At 69.3% G+C, this 15,978-nt stretch carries 18 protein-coding genes; 2 read left to right on the top strand and 16 right to left on the bottom strand.

Translation table 11 applies throughout. From position 1 onward, the window contains the following. Window positions 1-69: 69 nt before the first annotated feature. From nuoK to AB0J42_RS22545, 13 genes are all read right to left on the bottom strand, one after another. Window positions 70-366, bottom strand: a complete 297-nt coding sequence (nuoK, locus tag AB0J42_RS22605) for an NADH-quinone oxidoreductase subunit NuoK (RefSeq protein WP_364297407.1) — start codon at window positions 364-366, stop codon at window positions 70-72. Further along, the gene (locus tag AB0J42_RS22600; protein ID WP_364297405.1) at window positions 363-1,121 is read right to left on the bottom strand and encodes an NADH-quinone oxidoreductase subunit J; all 759 of its coding nucleotides are present in this window, start codon (window positions 1,119-1,121) and stop codon (window positions 363-365) included. The genes nuoK and AB0J42_RS22600 overlap by 4 nt, the downstream gene beginning before the upstream one ends. Further along, window positions 1,114-1,629 (bottom strand): NADH-quinone oxidoreductase subunit NuoI, encoded by a 516-nt coding sequence (gene nuoI / locus AB0J42_RS22595; protein WP_364297403.1) that lies wholly within the window; start codon window positions 1,627-1,629, stop codon window positions 1,114-1,116. The genes AB0J42_RS22600 and nuoI overlap by 8 nt, the downstream gene beginning before the upstream one ends. Next, the gene (gene nuoH, locus AB0J42_RS22590; RefSeq protein WP_364297401.1) at window positions 1,616-2,932 is read right to left on the bottom strand and encodes an NADH-quinone oxidoreductase subunit NuoH; all 1,317 of its coding nucleotides are present in this window, start codon (window positions 2,930-2,932) and stop codon (window positions 1,616-1,618) included. Before nuoH ends, nuoI begins: the two co-directional genes overlap by 14 nt. Further along, window positions 2,929-5,313, bottom strand: coding sequence for an NADH-quinone oxidoreductase subunit G (locus AB0J42_RS22585; protein ID WP_364297399.1), 2,385 nt, complete (start codon window positions 5,311-5,313; stop codon window positions 2,929-2,931). The genes nuoH and AB0J42_RS22585 overlap by 4 nt, the downstream gene beginning before the upstream one ends. Next, on the bottom strand, window positions 5,310-6,611 hold the full coding sequence (nuoF, locus tag AB0J42_RS22580) for an NADH-quinone oxidoreductase subunit NuoF (protein ID WP_364297397.1): 1,302 nt from the start codon (window positions 6,609-6,611) through the stop codon (window positions 5,310-5,312). The genes AB0J42_RS22585 and nuoF overlap by 4 nt, the downstream gene beginning before the upstream one ends. After that, the gene (gene nuoE, locus AB0J42_RS22575) at window positions 6,608-7,264 is read right to left on the bottom strand and encodes an NADH-quinone oxidoreductase subunit NuoE (RefSeq protein ID WP_364297395.1); all 657 of its coding nucleotides are present in this window, start codon (window positions 7,262-7,264) and stop codon (window positions 6,608-6,610) included. The genes nuoF and nuoE overlap by 4 nt, the downstream gene beginning before the upstream one ends. Continuing rightward, window positions 7,261-8,586 (bottom strand): NADH-quinone oxidoreductase subunit D, encoded by a 1,326-nt coding sequence (locus AB0J42_RS22570; protein WP_364297393.1) that lies wholly within the window; start codon window positions 8,584-8,586, stop codon window positions 7,261-7,263. Before AB0J42_RS22570 ends, nuoE begins: the two co-directional genes overlap by 4 nt. Next, on the bottom strand, window positions 8,583-9,188 hold the full coding sequence (locus AB0J42_RS22565) for an NADH-quinone oxidoreductase subunit C (RefSeq protein WP_364297543.1): 606 nt from the start codon (window positions 9,186-9,188) through the stop codon (window positions 8,583-8,585). The genes AB0J42_RS22570 and AB0J42_RS22565 overlap by 4 nt, the downstream gene beginning before the upstream one ends. Window positions 9,189-9,280: 92 nt before the next feature. Beyond that, entirely contained in the window at window positions 9,281-9,832 is a 552-nt protein-coding gene (locus tag AB0J42_RS22560; protein ID WP_364297391.1) for an NADH-quinone oxidoreductase subunit B family protein, read from the bottom strand. 1 nt (window position 9,833) lies between these two features. After that, on the bottom strand, window positions 9,834-10,229 hold the full coding sequence (locus AB0J42_RS22555; RefSeq protein WP_364297389.1) for an NADH-quinone oxidoreductase subunit A: 396 nt from the start codon (window positions 10,227-10,229) through the stop codon (window positions 9,834-9,836). Window positions 10,230-10,305: 76 nt separating this feature from the next. Beyond that, entirely contained in the window at window positions 10,306-11,562 is a 1,257-nt protein-coding gene (locus AB0J42_RS22550; protein ID WP_364297387.1) for a geranylgeranyl reductase family protein, read from the bottom strand. Window positions 11,563-11,698: 136 nt separating this feature from the next. Beyond that, window positions 11,699-12,439: a demethylmenaquinone methyltransferase gene (locus AB0J42_RS22545; RefSeq protein ID WP_364297385.1), complete on the bottom strand. Its 741-nt coding sequence runs from the start codon at window positions 12,437-12,439 to the stop codon at window positions 11,699-11,701. Between the two features lie 78 nt (window positions 12,440-12,517). Between AB0J42_RS22545 and AB0J42_RS22540 the strand changes: the two genes are divergently transcribed. Further along, a complete protein-coding gene (locus AB0J42_RS22540; protein ID WP_364297383.1) occupies window positions 12,518-13,723 on the top strand; it encodes a hypothetical protein in 1,206 nt (401 codons plus the stop codon). Here AB0J42_RS22540 and AB0J42_RS22535 read toward each other — a convergent pair. Continuing rightward, window positions 13,720-13,938 (bottom strand): DUF4229 domain-containing protein, encoded by a 219-nt coding sequence (locus tag AB0J42_RS22535; protein WP_364297381.1) that lies wholly within the window; start codon window positions 13,936-13,938, stop codon window positions 13,720-13,722. The two genes, AB0J42_RS22540 and AB0J42_RS22535, sit on opposite strands and share 4 nt — an antisense overlap. 257 nt (window positions 13,939-14,195) lie before the next feature. On the opposite strand from AB0J42_RS22535, the gene AB0J42_RS22530 reads away from it, so the two are divergent. Continuing rightward, on the top strand, window positions 14,196-14,417 hold the full coding sequence (locus AB0J42_RS22530; protein WP_181616591.1) for a BldC family transcriptional regulator: 222 nt from the start codon (window positions 14,196-14,198) through the stop codon (window positions 14,415-14,417). 194 nt (window positions 14,418-14,611) lie between these two features. Here AB0J42_RS22530 and AB0J42_RS22525 read toward each other — a convergent pair whose 3' ends face one another. Continuing rightward, window positions 14,612-14,854 carry a hypothetical protein gene (locus AB0J42_RS22525; protein WP_364297379.1) on the bottom strand — a complete coding sequence of 81 codons (243 nt, stop codon included), beginning with the start codon at window positions 14,852-14,854 and terminating at the stop codon, window positions 14,612-14,614. Window positions 14,855-14,864: 10 nt separating this feature from the next. Further along, window positions 14,865-15,869, bottom strand: coding sequence for a hypothetical protein (locus tag AB0J42_RS22520; RefSeq protein WP_364297377.1), 1,005 nt, complete (start codon window positions 15,867-15,869; stop codon window positions 14,865-14,867). Window positions 15,870-15,978 lie beyond the last annotated feature (109 nt).

Genomic DNA, 15,978 nt, shown 5'->3' with positions numbered 1-15,978 from the left:
AGCCAGGACAGGCCGATCACTCCACCGGCGGTGTGCTGGATGATCTCAACAGGATCCACCAGTCACCTCTTAGTACTTCAGCAGGTTGGCGTCGTCGACGGACGCGGACCTGCGGGTTCGGAAGATCGTCACGATGATGGCCAGGCCGACGACGACCTCGGCCGCGGCCACCACCATCACGAAGAACGCGATGATCTGGCCTTCCAGGTTGCCGACCTGCCTGGCGAAGGTGACGAACGCGAGGTTGCAGGCGTTGAGCATGAGCTCGACGCACATGAACACCACGATCGCGTTCCGCCGGGTCAGCACGCCGACGGCCCCGATCGAGAACAGCAGCCCCGACAGGATGAGGTAATGCGTGGTCACTCGGACTCCTCCTCAGCCCGTTGCCGGATGGCCTCGGCGAACTTCGGGTCCTTCGGCAGCCGGTCCTGCTCGACGTCGTAGCGGGCGATGTACGGGTTGACCGACTCCTCGGAGACCGACCCGTCGGGCAGCAGCGCCGGCATGTCGACCGCGTTGTTCCGGGCGTACGTGCCAGGACCAGGAAGCGGCGTGGGCCGGTCGCCGAGGAACCGGGCCCGGGACAGGTCCTTCTGCGTGGCCTTCTTGGCCACCCGCTCGCGGTGCGTCAGCACCATCGCGGCGAGCGCGGCGGTGATGAGCAGCGCCGCGGTGATCTCGAAGGCGAACACGTACTCGCTGAAGAGCAGCAGCGCGATGGACCGGATGTAGCCGGCCTGCCCGGTGGCGGCGGCGAGGCCGGCCTCCGGGGCGAAGACCGCGCTGCCGATGGCCAGCACGATCAGCCCGGCGAAGCCGAGCCCGGCGACGGCCGCCCAGAACCGCTGCCCGCGCAGTGTCTCGACCAGCGAGTCGGAGCTGTCGACTCCCACCAGCATGAGCACGAACAGGAAGAGCATCATGACGGCGCCGGTGTAGACGATGATCTGCACCGCGGCCAGGAACGGCGCTTCCTGCACCGCGTACAGGACCGCCAGGCAGAGCATCACCAGGCCGAGCATCAGCGCCGAGTAGACGGCCTTCCTGTTGAAGACCATGCCGAGAGCCGCGCCGACCGACACGACGGCGAGCACCCAGAACGTGATGGTCTCACCCATTGGACCGCCCCAGCCGGTAGTAGTCCTCTTCGGTCTCGCCCAGACGCATCGGGTGCGGCGGCTCCTCCATGCCCGGCGTGAGCGGGGCGAGGAGCATCTCCTTGGTGTAGATCAGCGCCTCACGGCTGCTGTCGGCGAGCTCGTACTCGTTCGTCATCGTGAGCGCCCGGGTCGGGCACGCCTCGATGCAGAGCCCGCAGAGGATGCACCGCAGATAGTTGATCTGGTACGTGCGCCCGTAGCGCTCGCCCGGGGAGTAGCGCTCCTCCTCGGTGTTGTCCGCGCCTTCGACGTAGATGGCGTCGGCCGGACACGCCCAGGCGCAGAGCTCGCACCCCACGCACTTCTCCAGGCCGTCGGGCCAGCGGTTGAGCTGGTGGCGGCCGTGGAAGCGGGGAGCCGTCGGCTTCTTCTCCTCCGGGTAGTTGGTCGTGACGGGCTTTTTGAACATGTGGTGGAAGACGACCCCGAAGCCCTTGACGGGGTTCAGCCAATCAGTTAGTCCCACTGGGAATCTCCTTGTGCTGCGCCCCGTGGTAGTGCGGCAGGTCGAGCGGCGGCACCGGGAAGCCACCCGCCGTGGGCTCGTCGGACAGCTCCTCGAACTCGGCGTCCACCTCGGCCTGCCTGGCCTCCTTGCGCCGCTGGTTGACGGTGTCGAACCGCATCCAGATGGCCAGCGCGCCGATGATGACGATCGCGCCTAGCCCGGCGGAGACGTACAGGTTGCCGTCGAAGGTGCCGTTGTTCACGAAGATGAAGTTGCGCACGGCGGCGACGAGCAGGATCCACGCCAGGTTGACCGGGATCAGCACCTTCCACCCCAGCGCCATCAGCTGGTCGTAGCGGACGCGAGGCAGCGCGGCCCGCACCCACACGATGAAGCTGAACACCAGGATGAACTTGATGAGGAACCAGAGCACCGGCAGCCAGCCCGCGTTGGCGCCCTCCCACATCGAGATCGGGAACGGCGCCCGCCACCCGCCGAGGAACAGCGTGACGGCGATACCGGAGGCGGTGAAGGTGTGGACGTACTCGCCCATCATGATCAGCGCGAACTTCAGCGAGGAGGAGTACTCCGTCTGGAAGCCGCCGACCAGCTCGCCTTCACTCTCGGGCAGGTCGAACGGGATCCGGGCCGCCTCGCCGAACATGGTGACCACGTAGACCAGGAACGACGGGATGAGCAGCACGGCGTACCAGGTCTGCTCCTGCGCCGCGACGATCTCCGAGGTGGACAGCGTCCCGGCGAACAGGAAGATGGCCACGAACGACAGGCCCATCGCGATCTCGTACGAGACCACCTGGGCCGCCGAGCGCAGACCGCCGAGCAGCGAGTACGGCGAGCGCGAGGACCAGCCGGCGAGCACCACGCCGTAGACCGACACGGCGCTCATGGCGAGCACGAACAGCACCGCCACCGGCAGGTCCAGCAGCTGCAGCGGCGTCTCCACGCCGAACAGGTTGACCATCGGCCCGAACGGCACCACGGAGAAGGCCAGGAAGGCCGGCACCACCATGATGATCGGGGCCAGCAGGTAGAGGACCCGGTCGACGGTGTTCGGCGTCAGGTCCTCCTTCAGCCCCATCTTCAGGCCGTCGGCGACGGACTGCAGGAGTCCGAACTTGCCCGCCCGGTTCGGGCCGTAGCGGTGCTGCATCCTGGAGATCAGCTTCCGCTCGTACCAGACGCCGAGCAGGATGCCCACCATGATGAAGGCGAAGAGCATCACGGCCTTGATGATGGTGATCCAGAGCGGGTCCTTGCCGAAGTCGGCGAGGGTCGGATCGGCCGCGAGAACGTGGGTCATGAGGCGCTCCCGATCGTGACGATGTCGCCGGCCACCGCGCCCAGGTCGCGGGTGACCGAGCAGCCGCCCGAGTTCGACGGCACCCAGACCACGCGGTCCGGCAGGTCGGCGATGCGGACGGGCAGCGTGACGGCGTTGGGCCCGGGCCCGCCGACGACGAGCTTGTCACCGTCGGCGACGCCGATCTCCGCCGCCGTGCCCGCCGAGACCAGGGCCTCGGCCGGGCGGGCGGTGCCCGCGAGGTACGGCTCGCCGTCCTGGAGGCGGCCCTCGTCGAGCAGCAGGTGCCAGGTTGCCAGCAGGGCCTGGCCCGCGGCGGGCTCGGGCCGGGCGCGGGCGGCGACGGCCGGGGCGGCGACGCGGGTGCCGCGCCAGGCGCCGATGGCCGACAGCTCGCGGCGCGCGGCGGCGACGTCGGGCAGCCCCAGGTGGACGTCCATCCGGTCGGCCAGGTTGCCGATGACGGCCAGGTCGCTCTGCAGGCCGGGCACCTTGAACGGCGCCTCGAACGAGCGGCCCCTGCCCTCCCAGTTGACGAACGTGCCGCCCTTCTCCTGGACGGTGGCGACGGGCAGCACCACGTCGGCCCGGTCGGTGACCGCGCTGGCGCGGGTCTCCAGGCTGACGATGAACGGCATCCGCTCCAGCGCCTCCAGCGCCCCCGCCGGGTCGGGCAGGTCGTACGGGTCGACCCCGGCCACGACCAGGGCGTCGAGCTCGCCTTCACGGGCGGCGGCGAGGATGCCGGCGGTGTCGAGGCCGGGCTCGGCGGGCAGCGAGGCGACGCCCCACGCCCGGGCGACCTCGGCCCTGGCCTCCGCGTCGTCGACCGGGCGGCCGATCGGCAGCAGGTTGGGCAGCGCGCCCGCCTCGACGGCGCCGCGCTCACCGGCCCGGCGCGGGATCCAGGCGACCCTGGCCCCGGAGCCGGCCAGCCGCACCAGCGCGGAGAGCGCGCCGGGGGCGGTGGCCAGCCGCTCGCCGGCCAGCACGATCGTGCCCTCGGCGAGCGTGCCGGCCAGCTCGGCCAGCGCCTCGGCCTCGCCGCCGGGGGCGGTGCGGATGAGCGTGCCGCCCATCTTGACCAGGCCCGGCGAGGCGAACGGGGCGATCGAGGTGACCTTGAGCCCGCGCTTGCGCCACGCCTTGCGCAGGCGCAGGAAGACGATCGGCGACTCCTCCTCCGGCTCGAACCCGGCGAGCAGCACCGCGGGCGCGCTCTCCAGGTCGTCGTAGGAGATCTCGATACCGGTGCCGGCGACCGCGTGCGCGAGGAAGCGGGCCTCCTCGGCGGAGTGCGGCCGGGCACGGAAGTCGATGTCGTTGCTGCCGAGCGCGATGCGGGCGAACTTGGCGTAGGCGTAGGCGTCCTCGACCGTGAGCCGGCCGCCGACCAGCACGCCCGCCTTGCCGCGGGCGGCCGACAGCCCCTCAGCCGCCACGCTCAGCGCCTCCGGCCACGAGGTGGGCACGAGCTTGCCCTCCTCGTCGCGGACCAGCGGCGACTTGAGCCGGTCGGGCTGGGTGGCGTAGGTGAACGCCCAGCGGCCCTTGTCGCAGTTCCACTCCTCGTTGACCTGCGGGTCGTTGCCCGCCAGGCGGCGGGTGACCCTGCCGCGCCGGTGGTCGGTGCGCTGGGCGCAGCCGGAGGCGCAGTGCTCGCACGCGCTCGGCGTGGAGACCAGGTCGAACGGGCGGGCCCGGAACCGGTAGGCGGCGCCGGTCAGCGCGCCCACCGGGCAGATCTGCACCGTGTTGCCGGAGAAGTAGGACTGGAACGGCTCGCCGTCGGCGACGCCGACCTGCTCCTTGGCGCCCCGCTCGAAGAAGTCGATGAACGGGTCGCCGGCGATCTGGTCGGAGAAGCGGATACAGCGCGCGCACTGGATGCAGCGCTCGCGGTCGAGCAGCACCTGGGTCGACAGCGGCAGCGGCTTGGCGAAGGTCCGCTTCTTCTCCTGGAAGCGGGACTCGCCCTGGCCGTTGGACATGGCCTGGTTCTGCAGCGGGCACTCGCCGCCCTTGTCGCACGTCGGGCAGTCGAGCGGGTGGTTGATGAGCAGGAACTCCATCGCCCCGCGCTGCGCCTTCTCGGCGACCGCCGAGGTGAGCTGGGTCTGCACGACCATGCCCTCGGCGACCTCGATCGCGCAGGACGGCTGCGGCTTGGGGAAGCCGCGGCCGTTGCCCGCGTCGGGGATGTCGACCAGGCACTGGCGGCAGTTGGCCGCCGGGTCGAGCAGCGGGTGGTCGCAGAACCGGGGAATCTGGATGCCCAGCAGCTCGGCCGCCCGGATGATCAGGGTGCCCTTGGGCACGCTGATCTGGAACCCGTCGATCGTGCAGGTCACCAGCTTGGTCTCTACATCGGTCGTGGTCACCGGTCACCCCACACAGTGGACTTCTTCGGGTCGAACGGGCAGCCGCCGACCTCGAAGTGCTTGAGGTACTCCTCGCGGAAGTACTTCACAGACGAGTGGATCGGGCTGGTGGCGCCGTCGCCGAGCGCGCAGAACGAGCGGCCGAGGATGTTGTCGGCGATGTCGGTGATGGTGGCCAGGTCCTCCTCGGTGCCCTGGCCCGCCTCCAGTCGCTTGAGCACCTGCTTGAGCCAGTAGGTGCCCTCGCGGCACGGCGTGCACTTGCCGCAGGACTCGTGCGCGTAGAACTCCGTCCAGCGCAGCACGGTGCGGACCACGCAGGTGGTCTCGTCGAAGATCATCAGTGCGCGGGTGCCGAGCATGGAGCCCTTCGCGCCGACGGCCTCGAAGTCCAGCGGGACGTCGAGGTGCTCGTCGGTGAAGATCGGCGTGGACGAGCCGCCGGGGGTCCAGAACTTGACCTGGTGTCCCTTCCGGACGCCGCCCGCCATGTCGATCAGCTCGCGCAGCGTGATCCCGAGCGGCGCCTCGTACTGGCCGGGCCGGGTGACGTGGCCGCTCAGCGAGAAGATGCCGAAGCCCTTGGACTTCTCGGTGCCCATCGAGGCGAACCAGTCGGGGCCGTTGGCGATGATGCTGGGCACGCTCGCCACGGACTCGACGTTGTTCACCACGGTGGGCGAGGCGTACAGGCCCGCGATCGCCGGGAACGGCGGCTTGAGCCGCGGCTGGCCGCGGTAGCCCTCCAGCGAGTCGAGCAGCGCGGTCTCCTCGCCGCAGATGTACGCGCCGGCCCCGCTGTGGACGACCAGCTCCAGGTTGTAGCCGGTGCCGAAGATGTCGGTGCCGAGGTAGCCCTTCTCGTACGCCTCGCGCACGGCGGCGTGCAGCCGCCGGATCACGTGCAGCACCTCGCCCCGCACGTAGATGAAGGCGTGGTTGGCCCGGATCGCGTACGAGGCGATGATGACGCCCTCGACCAGCGCGTGCGGGTTGGCCATCATGAGCGGGATGTCCTTGCAGGTGCCCGGCTCCGACTCGTCGGCGTTGACAACCAAATAATGTGGCTTGGTAGTGCCGTCTTTTTCTGGGCCCTGCGGGATGAACCCCCACTTCATGCCGGTGGGGAAGCCCGCGCCGCCGCGGCCGCGCAGGCCGGAGTCCTTGACGGCCTGGATGACCGCGTCGGGGTCCATGCCCAGCGCCTTCTTGGCCGCCTCGTACGGGCCGTAGCCTTCGATCGTGAAGGAGTCGGGCCTGTCCCAGCTCGCGGTCAGGACCGGAGTAAGAGTCGTCATGCCTCTGGGGCCTTCCATCCGTTGGCCTTGGCGACCTTGAGCCCTTCGAGCGAGGGTCCGCCCGCCGAGGGGCCTTCGCCCGCCTGGTCGTCGGGCAGCCCGGCCAGGATGCGCGAGGCCTCCTTGAACGTGCACAGCCGCTTCGGGCCGCGGGTCGGGCGCACGTCCTTGCCGTCGCGCAGGTCGTCGACGAGCTGCTTGGCCGAGTCGGGCGTCTGGTTGTCGAAGAACTCCCAGTTGACCATCATGACCGGCGCGAAGTCGCAGGCCGCGTTGCACTCCAGGCGCTCAAGCGAGACCTTACCGTCCGGGCTGGTCTCGTCGTGGCCGAGCCCGGTGTGCTCCGACAGCTCCTCCCAGATCTGGTCGCCGCCCATGACGGCGCAGAGCGCGTTGATGCAGACGCCGACGTGGTACTCGCCGGCCGGCTTGCGCTTGTACATCGTGTAGAAGGTCGACACGCCGACGACCTCGGCCTTGCTGATGCCGAGGATCTCCGCGCAGAACTCGTGGCCGTCGTCGGAGACGTAGCCGTCCTCCGACTGGACGAGGTGGAGCAGCGGCAGCAGGGCCGAGCGCGGCTTCGGGTAGCGGCCGATGATCTCCTTGGCGTCCTTCTCCAGACGCTCCCGGACTTCCGGTGCGTAGCTCACCGGTCCACACCTCCCATGACGGGGTCGATTGATGCCACCGCGGCGATCACGTCGGCGACCTGCCCGCCCTCCGTCATGGCGGGCATGGCCTGAAGGTTGTTGAAGGACGGCTCGCGGAAGTGGACGCGGTACGGGCGAGTGCCGCCGTCGCTGACGACGACCGCGCCGAGCTCGCCCTTGGGCGACTCGATCGGCACGTACGCCTGCCCGGCCGGCACCCGGAAGCCCTCGGTCACCAGCTTGAAGTGGTGAATCAGGGCCTCCATCGAGGTGCCCATGATGTGGGCGATGTGGTCGGGCGAGTTGCCGAGCCCGTCGGGGCCGAGCGCGAGCTGCGCGGGCCAGCCGATCTTCTTGTCCTCGATCATCACCGGCTCGCCCTTGAGCGGACCGGCGATGCGGTCCAGGGCCTGCTCGATGATCTTGAGGGACTCCTCCATCTCCTGCATGCGGACGAGGTAGCGCGAGTAGACGTCGCAGCCCTTCTGGGTGGCGACGTCGAACTCGTAGGTCTCGTAGCCGCAGTAGGGCTGCGACTTGCGCAGGTCCCACGGCAGGCCCGCGGCCCGCAGGATCGGCCCGGTGACGCCGAGCGCCATACAGCCGGTCAGGTCGAGGTAGGCCACGTCCTGCGTGCGGCGCAGGTAGACCGGGTTCTCGTCGAGGAGCTTGCGGATGTCCTTGATCCGCTTGGGCATCTCCTTGAGGAACTCGCCGACCTTGTCGACCGCGCCCGCGGGCAGGTCGACGCTGACACCGCCGGGCCGCACGTACGCGTGGTTCATGCGCAGGCCCGTGATGTACTCGAACAGGTCCATGATCATTTCGCGATCACGGTAGCCGAACAGGAACGGCGTGGTGGCGCCCAGCTCCATGCCGAACGTGCCCATCGCGACCAGGTGCGAGGAGATCCGGTTGAGCTCCATCATCATCACCCGGATCGCCTGGGCGCGCTCGGGGATCCGGTCCTCGATGCCGAGCAGCCGCTCGACGCTCAGGCAGTACGCCGTCTCGTTGAAGATCGGCGACAGGTAGTCCATGCGAGTGACGAACGTGGTCCCCTGGGTCCACGTGCGGTACTCCATGTTCTTCTCGATGCCGGTGTGGAGGTAGCCGATGACGCTGCGCGCCTCGGTGACCGTCTCGCCGTCGAGAGTGAGGACCAGCCGGAGCACACCGTGGGTCGACGGGTGCTGGGGCCCCATGTTGACCACCAGGCGCTCTTCCTGGGAGTCGCGGACGCCGGTGACGACGTCGTCCCAGTCGCCCCCGTTGACTGAGTAGACCTTGCCTTCGGTCGCCTCGTCGTAGGCGGTGCTCATGAGTATGACCTCCTGTGATCCGGCGAGGGGATCGTGGCGCCGCGGTACTCGACCGGGATGCCGCCCAGCGGGTAGTCCTTGCGCTGGGGGTGGCCGTCCCAGTCGTCGGGCATCATGATCCGGGTCAGCGCGGGGTGGCCGTCGTAGACGATCCCGAAGAAGTCGTACGCCTCGCGCTCGTGCCAGTCGTGCGTCGGGTAGACGCCGACGGTCGACGGGATGTGCGGGTCGGCGTCGGGGCAGCTCGTCTCGACGCGGACGCGGCGGTTGTGGGTGAGCGAGCACAGGTGGATGAGCGAGTGGAGCTCCTCCCCCTCCAGGTCCGGGTAGTGCACGCCGGTGACGCCGAGCGACAGCTCGAAGCGGAGCGCCGGGTCGTCGCGGAGCTTCTGGCAGACCTCGACCAGCCGCTCCCGCTTGACGTGCAGGGTCAGCTCGCCCCGGTCGACGACGACGCGCTCGATGGCGTCGTCCATGTCGAGGGCGTCCACGATCTCGTCGAAGTAGCCCCCGTACGGGCGCGGCGTGGACAGCCGCGGCGGGCGGCGGACGACGAGCCCGCCGAAGCCGGAGGTGTCGCCGGTGTCGTGGGTGCCGAACATGCCGCGCCGGACGACGGGCGCGTCCAGCGGCTGCGGCGCCTGTGCCTCGGGCACCTGCGCGTCGGGAACCTCGGGGAGGTTGTCGGGCGAGGTCACTTGGCCGCCCCCTGGTCGATCAGCGGCAGCGTACGGAGCGCCCGCAGTTCGAGCTCCTCGATCTGCTTGGCGCGGTGCGCGCCGAACTTCATGTTCTGGATCTTGTCGTGCAGCTTGACGATCGCGTCGATGAGCATCTCCGGCCGCGGCGGGCAGCCGGGCAGGTAGATGTCGACGGGCACGATGTGGTCGACGCCCTGGACGATCGCGTAGTTGTTGAACATGCCGCCGCTGGAGGCGCACACGCCCATCGCGATGACCCACTTGGGCTCGGCCATCTGGTCGTAGATCTGCCGGAGCACCGGCGCCATCTTCTGCGACACCCGGCCCGCGACGATCATCAGGTCGGCCTGGCGGGGAGACGCCGAAGCGCGCTCCATGCCGAAGCGCGCCAGGTCGTAGTGGGAGGCCCCGGTGGCCATCAGCTCGATGGCGCAGCAGGCGAGACCGAACGTGGCCGGCCACACCGAGTTCTTGCGAGCCCAGCCGGCGGCCTGTTCGACCGTGCTGAGGATGAACCCGCTGGGGAGTTTCTCTTCGAGTCCCATGTCAGTCCCACTCCAGACCCTTGCGGCGCCATACGTACGCGTAGGCGACCAGGACGGTGACGATGAACAGCAGCATCTCCACGAGCGCGAACACACCCAGGCCGGAGACGATCACCTGCCCGGCGTCGTTGGTGAGCGGCGCGAACGAGACCGCCCACGGGTAGAGGAAAATGATCTCGATGTCGAAGACGATGAAGAGCATCGCCGTGACCATGTATTTCAGCGGGAACCGTCCGCCACCGACTGGCTGGGGCGTCGGCTCGATACCGCATTCGTACGCGTCGAGCTTGGCGCGGTTCCAGCGCTTGGGTCCGGTGAAGGGAGCGATGGCGACCGAGAAGATCGCGAAGCCCCCCGCGAGAACGGCGAGCACCAGGATGGGCACGTAAAGGTCCATCGCTACGCCTCCTCTTGCGCCGCCACGCGCACGCGCGCGCGGCTAGATCTACGTGTTTGCCGGGTGAGTGTGGGATTCATGCTCGTGGCGCGACCTTCGAGAGTGCGTTGATGATCTTGTCTGACGCATCGCCTCGCCGGTCGGTGAGATTACCAAGGAGTTTGAGCGCGAAGCGCATCAGTCTGGGGTGGGGAAGCCCGTGCCGGGTGCCGAAGCTCATCACGCCGGGCTTCCCGATCGCCTGGACGAACCATCTGCCCAGGGTGAAGTAGCCGCCGTAGGCGTCCTTCAGGCGGCGCGGGTAGTCGCGCAGCAGCCGTTCGCGCTGCGCGGGGGTGGTGCGGGGGGCCAGCGCCTTGGCGATCACCTCGGCGGCGATCTCGCCGCTCTCCATCGCGTAGGCGATGCCCTCGCCGTTGAACGGGTTGACCGAGCCGCCGGAGTCGCCGACCAGGACGAGGCCGCGGGTGTAGTGGGGCTGGCGGTTGAAGGCCATCGGGAGAGCGGCGCCGCGGATCGGGGCCCGCATGTTCTCCTCGGTGAAGCCCCACTCGGCGGGCATGGACCGGCACCACCGCCGGAGCAGGTCGCGGTAGTCGATGTTGCCGAAGTGGGAGCTGGTGTTGAGCAGGCCGAGCCCGACGTTGGCGGTGCCGTCGCCGACGCCGAACACCCAGCCGTAGCCGGGCAGCAGCGTCTCCTGGTCCCAGAGCTCCAGCCAGGTCTCCAGGTAGTCGTCGTCGTGGCGGGGGCTCTCGAAGTAGGTGCGCACCGCCACGCCCATCGGGCGGTCCTCGCGCTTGTGGAGCCCCATGCCGAGGGCCAGGCGGGTGCTGTTGCCGTCGGCGGCCACCACCAGGCGGGCGCGGTAGGTCGCGCCGTCCTTGGTGGTCACGCCGGAGATGTGGCCGCTGCGGTCGTCGAGCACCGGGCCGGTGACGGTGACGCCCTGCGTCAGGCGCGCGCCGGCCGCGACCGCGTGGTCGGCGATGATCTGGTCGAAGTCCTTGCGGGTGCGGACGAGGCCGAAGTCGGGGAAGCGCTCCAGCTTCGGCCAGTCGAGCTCGAACCGCAGGCCGCCGCCCACCACGCGCAGGCCCCTGTTCCTGACCCAGCCGGGGCCGTCGATGTCGACGCCCATGTCGATCAGCTGCTTGACGGCGCGCGGGGTCAGGCCGTCGCCGCAGACCTTCTCCCGGGGGAAGCGGGTCTTCTCCAGCACCAGCACGTCGAGGCCGGCCCGCGCGAGGTGGAAAGCGGTCGCGGAACCGGCGGGACCTGCGCCGACGACGATGACGTCGGCGTCAGCCCTGGGGGCTGCGTGCACGGTCACGGGCCTGGTCCTGTTCCTACAAACGGGATGGTCTCGAGGTGGGTATTTGTGAACCCCTTCACAAACTTTCCGGCCCGTCAGTCTAACCCTTTTCCAGGACAAAGTGGCAGCCGGGGTGCCGTCATGACCTAGTAGATCATGCCCGTGGTCGATCTTTCGAGACGGGAGGCTTGAATCCCCGATGTACGGCCACGATGCCGCAGGTCAGGTTGCGCCAGGCGACGCGTTCCCAGCCGGCATCCTGAATCGTACGCGCCAGCGTCCGCTGGTCGGGCCAGTCCCTGATCGACTCCGCCAGGTATTCGTAGGAGTCGTCGTTGGAGCCGAAGACGCGGGCCACCTTCGGCAGCAGCCGCATCAGGTACTCACGGTAGACCAGATCGAAGCCCGGCAGCGTGACGTGGGAGAACTCCATCACCACCAGCCGCCCGCCCGGCTTGGTCACCCGGAGCATCTCGCGCAGCGCCTGGCCGGTGTCGTGCACGTTGCGCAGCGCGACCGAGATCGTCACCGCGTCGAAGGAGTCGTCGGCGAACGGCAGCCGCGTCGCGTCTCCCGCGACGAACGGGATCCCGTGGCCGGTCAGCGCGTTGCCGCCGCGACGGCGTACGCCCACCTGGAGCATGCCGAGCGAGAAGTCGGAGGCGATCGCGCGCGCCCCCAGCCCGGTGAAGGACTCGGTGGACATGCCGGTGCCGGCGCCGAGGTCGAGCACGACCTCGCCGGGGCCGGCGTCGACGGCGCGCGCGACGGCCTTGCGCCACAACCTGACCTGCCCGAGGGAGATCACGTCATTGACCAGGTCGTAGCGCCGGGCGGTGCGGTCGAACATCGCCGCGACCTCGTCCGGTCTCTTGTCAAGCTGAGCGCGCGTCATGAGGCCAAGCCTATGGCCAACCCGACAATTTACGGAAAGTAGCCACGCAATTACGCAGCGTCTGCTAAACATTGTCGAATGTTTGCCCGAGTCGCCCTGGCGGCGATCACAGCAGCGGCCCCGACCACGCATCCCGTCGTGGTCTCGGCCGATCCTGTCGACAACACCCCTCATGTCCTCGACGGCATCGTCAACGCCATCACGGTGGTCGGCGACACCGTCGTCGTCGGCGGCTCCTTCAGCGAGGTCGCCGACTCGCGGAGAAAGGTGCGATACGACCGGGAGAACCTGTTCGCCTACAACATCAAGACCGGCCGGGTGCTGACCGGCTTCGCGCCCGACGTGGGCGGCACCGTCCACAGCCTGGCCGCCGGCCCCCGCGGCACGGTCTACGCCGGCGGCGACTTCTCCGTCGTCAGCGGCACGCCGGTGCGCGCCCTGGCCCGGCTCGACCTGGCCACCGGCCGGCCGGTCGAGTCCTTCAAGCCCCGCGTGTCGGGCGGCGCGGTCAGCACGCTGGCCCGGCGCGGCTCCCACCTCTACGTGGGCGGCGACTTCACCCGCCCGCGCACCGCCCTGGCCCGGCTCGACGCCACCACCGGCGCGGCCGACGCGAACTTCGCCGTCACCCCCGGCGACTCGCTCACCCGGAAGGTCCGGGTGCACGCGCTGGCCCTGACCAAGGACCGGCTCGTGGTCGACGGCAGCTTCACCACCCTCGACGGCCACTCCCGCCCGCAACTCGGCGTGGTGGACGTGAGCCGCCCCGCCGCCAAGGTCGCGTCGTGGCGCACCAACGCCTACGCGGCCAAGTGCATGCCCGAATTCCCCTGGTACGTGCGCGGTCTCGACATCTCTCCGGACGGCCGCTACTTCGTGGTGGTGACCACGGGCGGGCCGCGCCGCGGCATGTGCGACACCGCGGCGCGTTTCGAGATGTACGCGCGAGGCCGGGACGTCAAACCCACCTGGGTCAACGCCACCGGCGGCGACTCGCTCTACTCGGTCTCGGTGACCGGGGCGGCGGTGTACGTAGGCGGTCACCTCCGGTGGCTGAACAATCCGAAGGGCCGTGATTCCGCAGGTCCAGGGGCGGTCAAGCGGGAAGGCATCGGAGCCATTCATCCGCGCACCGGAAAGGCCCTCAGATGGAATCCGGGTCGCGAGCGGGGGATCGGGGTGAAGGCGTTTTACGCACACCCCGCGGGACTACTTGTCGGTAGCGACACAACGAGACTCGGCCGGGAGTACCATGCCCGGATTGGTATGTTCCCCCTGCCCTAGTCGTCCTGCGGCTTGGGGTGGTTCATCTTGCTGCTCAGGCGGGCGCTCACCGCGTCACGCTGATTGGACAGCAGGACGAGGCTGGCGATTCCGCTGAGGAGGAACGCACCCCCAATCAGGAACAGGGGGTGTTGCAGCCCGACCAGCCACAAGACCAGCAAGGCAATGAGGAACAGACCGATCCGTGACAGTGTGTAAACGAGAACAGGACGCACAGGTTCGAGATTACTCGGCCCCTCGCTCCGTTCGCTCTTCGCATCGGACGCGAGCGCTGCTACTGTTCCCAGTTAGGGTGTTTCGTAAAGAAACACCCACGAGAGCCCCAAAGAGGCTCTATCATATAACAATCGGGCAGTCAGCTGATAACAACCCGTGATCTTTGTAGAAAACCACGGATAAATCAGGCTTCGCTCGACACACTAGTTACCTGTCCGCCCGCTGGCAGGAAGCGGGATGCGAGGGGGAGAGATTGGTGGAGAGTAGCAGCGAGCGTCTGCTGACCCCGGGAGAGGTTGCCGCCCTCTTCCGGGTAGACCCAAAGACGGTTACACGCTGGGCTGCGGCAGGCCGCATCAGCAGTATCCGCACCCCCGGAGGGCACCGGCGCTTCCGTGAATCGGAAGTGCACGCCCTCCTCCGAGGCGAGGACGTTCTCACGGCCGACCGGCCGACAGGTGAGTCCCCGCGGGTCTGAGTACCGTCATGGTCGGTGATCCTGGCAGCAGGATCACCGAGACGGGACCTCGGTCCGCGTGCTCACTGGGTCCGAACCGCGGCGAGCACGGTGGAAGGCGCCAACCGCCGAACGTGGCTGGCGCCTGCCAGGCCACCACGTCTCCCCCGCCACCGGCGAGATCTCCTGCACCTCGCCGACGCCGCTCCGCCCGCTCAGACCTCGTCCTGGTCCGCCTTGTACGCCAGGAACTCCCGCTCCAGCGCGTCGTTCTCCTCCACCCAGCGGCTGCGGCGCTCGGCCGCCTCCTCCTCCGTCACCGACTCGCGCAGCCACCGGCCGTAGTCGGGGTCGTCCGGCCCGACCTCCACGTAGCCGTTGCCGATCAGGCGCCCGTCCTCGCTGGCCAGGCTCCGCGGCACCCGCAGGGTCCCGTCAGCGAGCCGGATGACGTACATGGCCTATCACCTAGATTCCATAGCGCCTGTTGAAGAACAGCATGACGTCGAGCGCCATCCTCGTGTGGCCGCCGAGCATGTCCACCAGGGCCGGACGCTGGCGCGCGGCGATCGCGGCGAAGGCGTCGGCGAAGAACTCCTTGCGGCCCAGCCCGCCGCCCTGCCGGTGGAACGACGAGACCAGCAGCGGCTCCACCCGCTCGTACAGTGCCACGAACTCCGGCGAGTCCGAGACCCATTCGCCGAAAGCCGAGTCGATGTCGTCGATGGCGTGGCCCACCTCGTGCATCATCACGTCCGGCGTCGGGGAGGGCCGGTCCCCCACCACGATCTTGCGCTCGCCGTACGCGCCGGCGCAGATGTCCCAGGAGGCGCGGCCGGACGGCAGCGGCGCGCCGCGCAGATAACCCATGTCGTCCAGATCGGGGACGCCGCCGGGGCCGACGTAGATGCCCTCCAGGCCGTCGGCGAGCTTCTCCTTGAGCCGGTCGGGCAGCCGGGCCAGGCTCTCGACCGCGCGCACCACCTCGGGGGGCGGCGGGCCCTTCCTGGCGTCCCACTGGCGGTGCAGAATCCGTTCCAGCTTGCCGCAGTGGCGCAGCCCGTCGCCCATCGGCGGTGCGTCGGGGCGGTTGGGCTGCGCCCGGGGTAAGGCGTCCGGGAGCTCGAAGTCCTGCCAGGTGTAGCGGGGCTCCTCGACGACCGCGGCGGACAGCCGCTCGCGGCCGTTCCACAGGCGCGGCCGGTCGCTCTCGGGAGTCTTCTCCGGGCGGCGCGGGCGCTCGTGACGCCGGTCCTTCCCCGCGCGGCGGGACCGTTCCGGGTCGGGGGGATCGCCCACGCCGGGCGATCCGGCGCCCCGGACCGGAGCGTCGGCCTGCCTGCCGCGGCGGCGGGCGGACCAGAACGACCGTTCCGCCTCGGGCGGCGCCTCGGCCCGCCGGGAGAAGAGGTAGGAACCGCGCCGCCACCATCGGCCCCGCCGATGGCGTCCCTTGTCACTGGAAATGGCCATCGCACCTCTCGCCGGCCGCTGAGAACCGGGTTCCACGGTACGACGCCGATGTCCCACTAGTCATCAGCAATCGGACATCAGGTGGCACGATCGGTCTGGAGATGGCTTA

The sequence above is a fragment of the Nonomuraea sp. NPDC049649 genome (genome assembly GCF_040675175.1).
Taxonomy (GTDB): Bacteria; Actinomycetota; Actinomycetes; order Streptosporangiales; family Streptosporangiaceae; genus Nonomuraea.
This window is presented reverse-complemented; position numbering and strand designations above follow the sequence as displayed.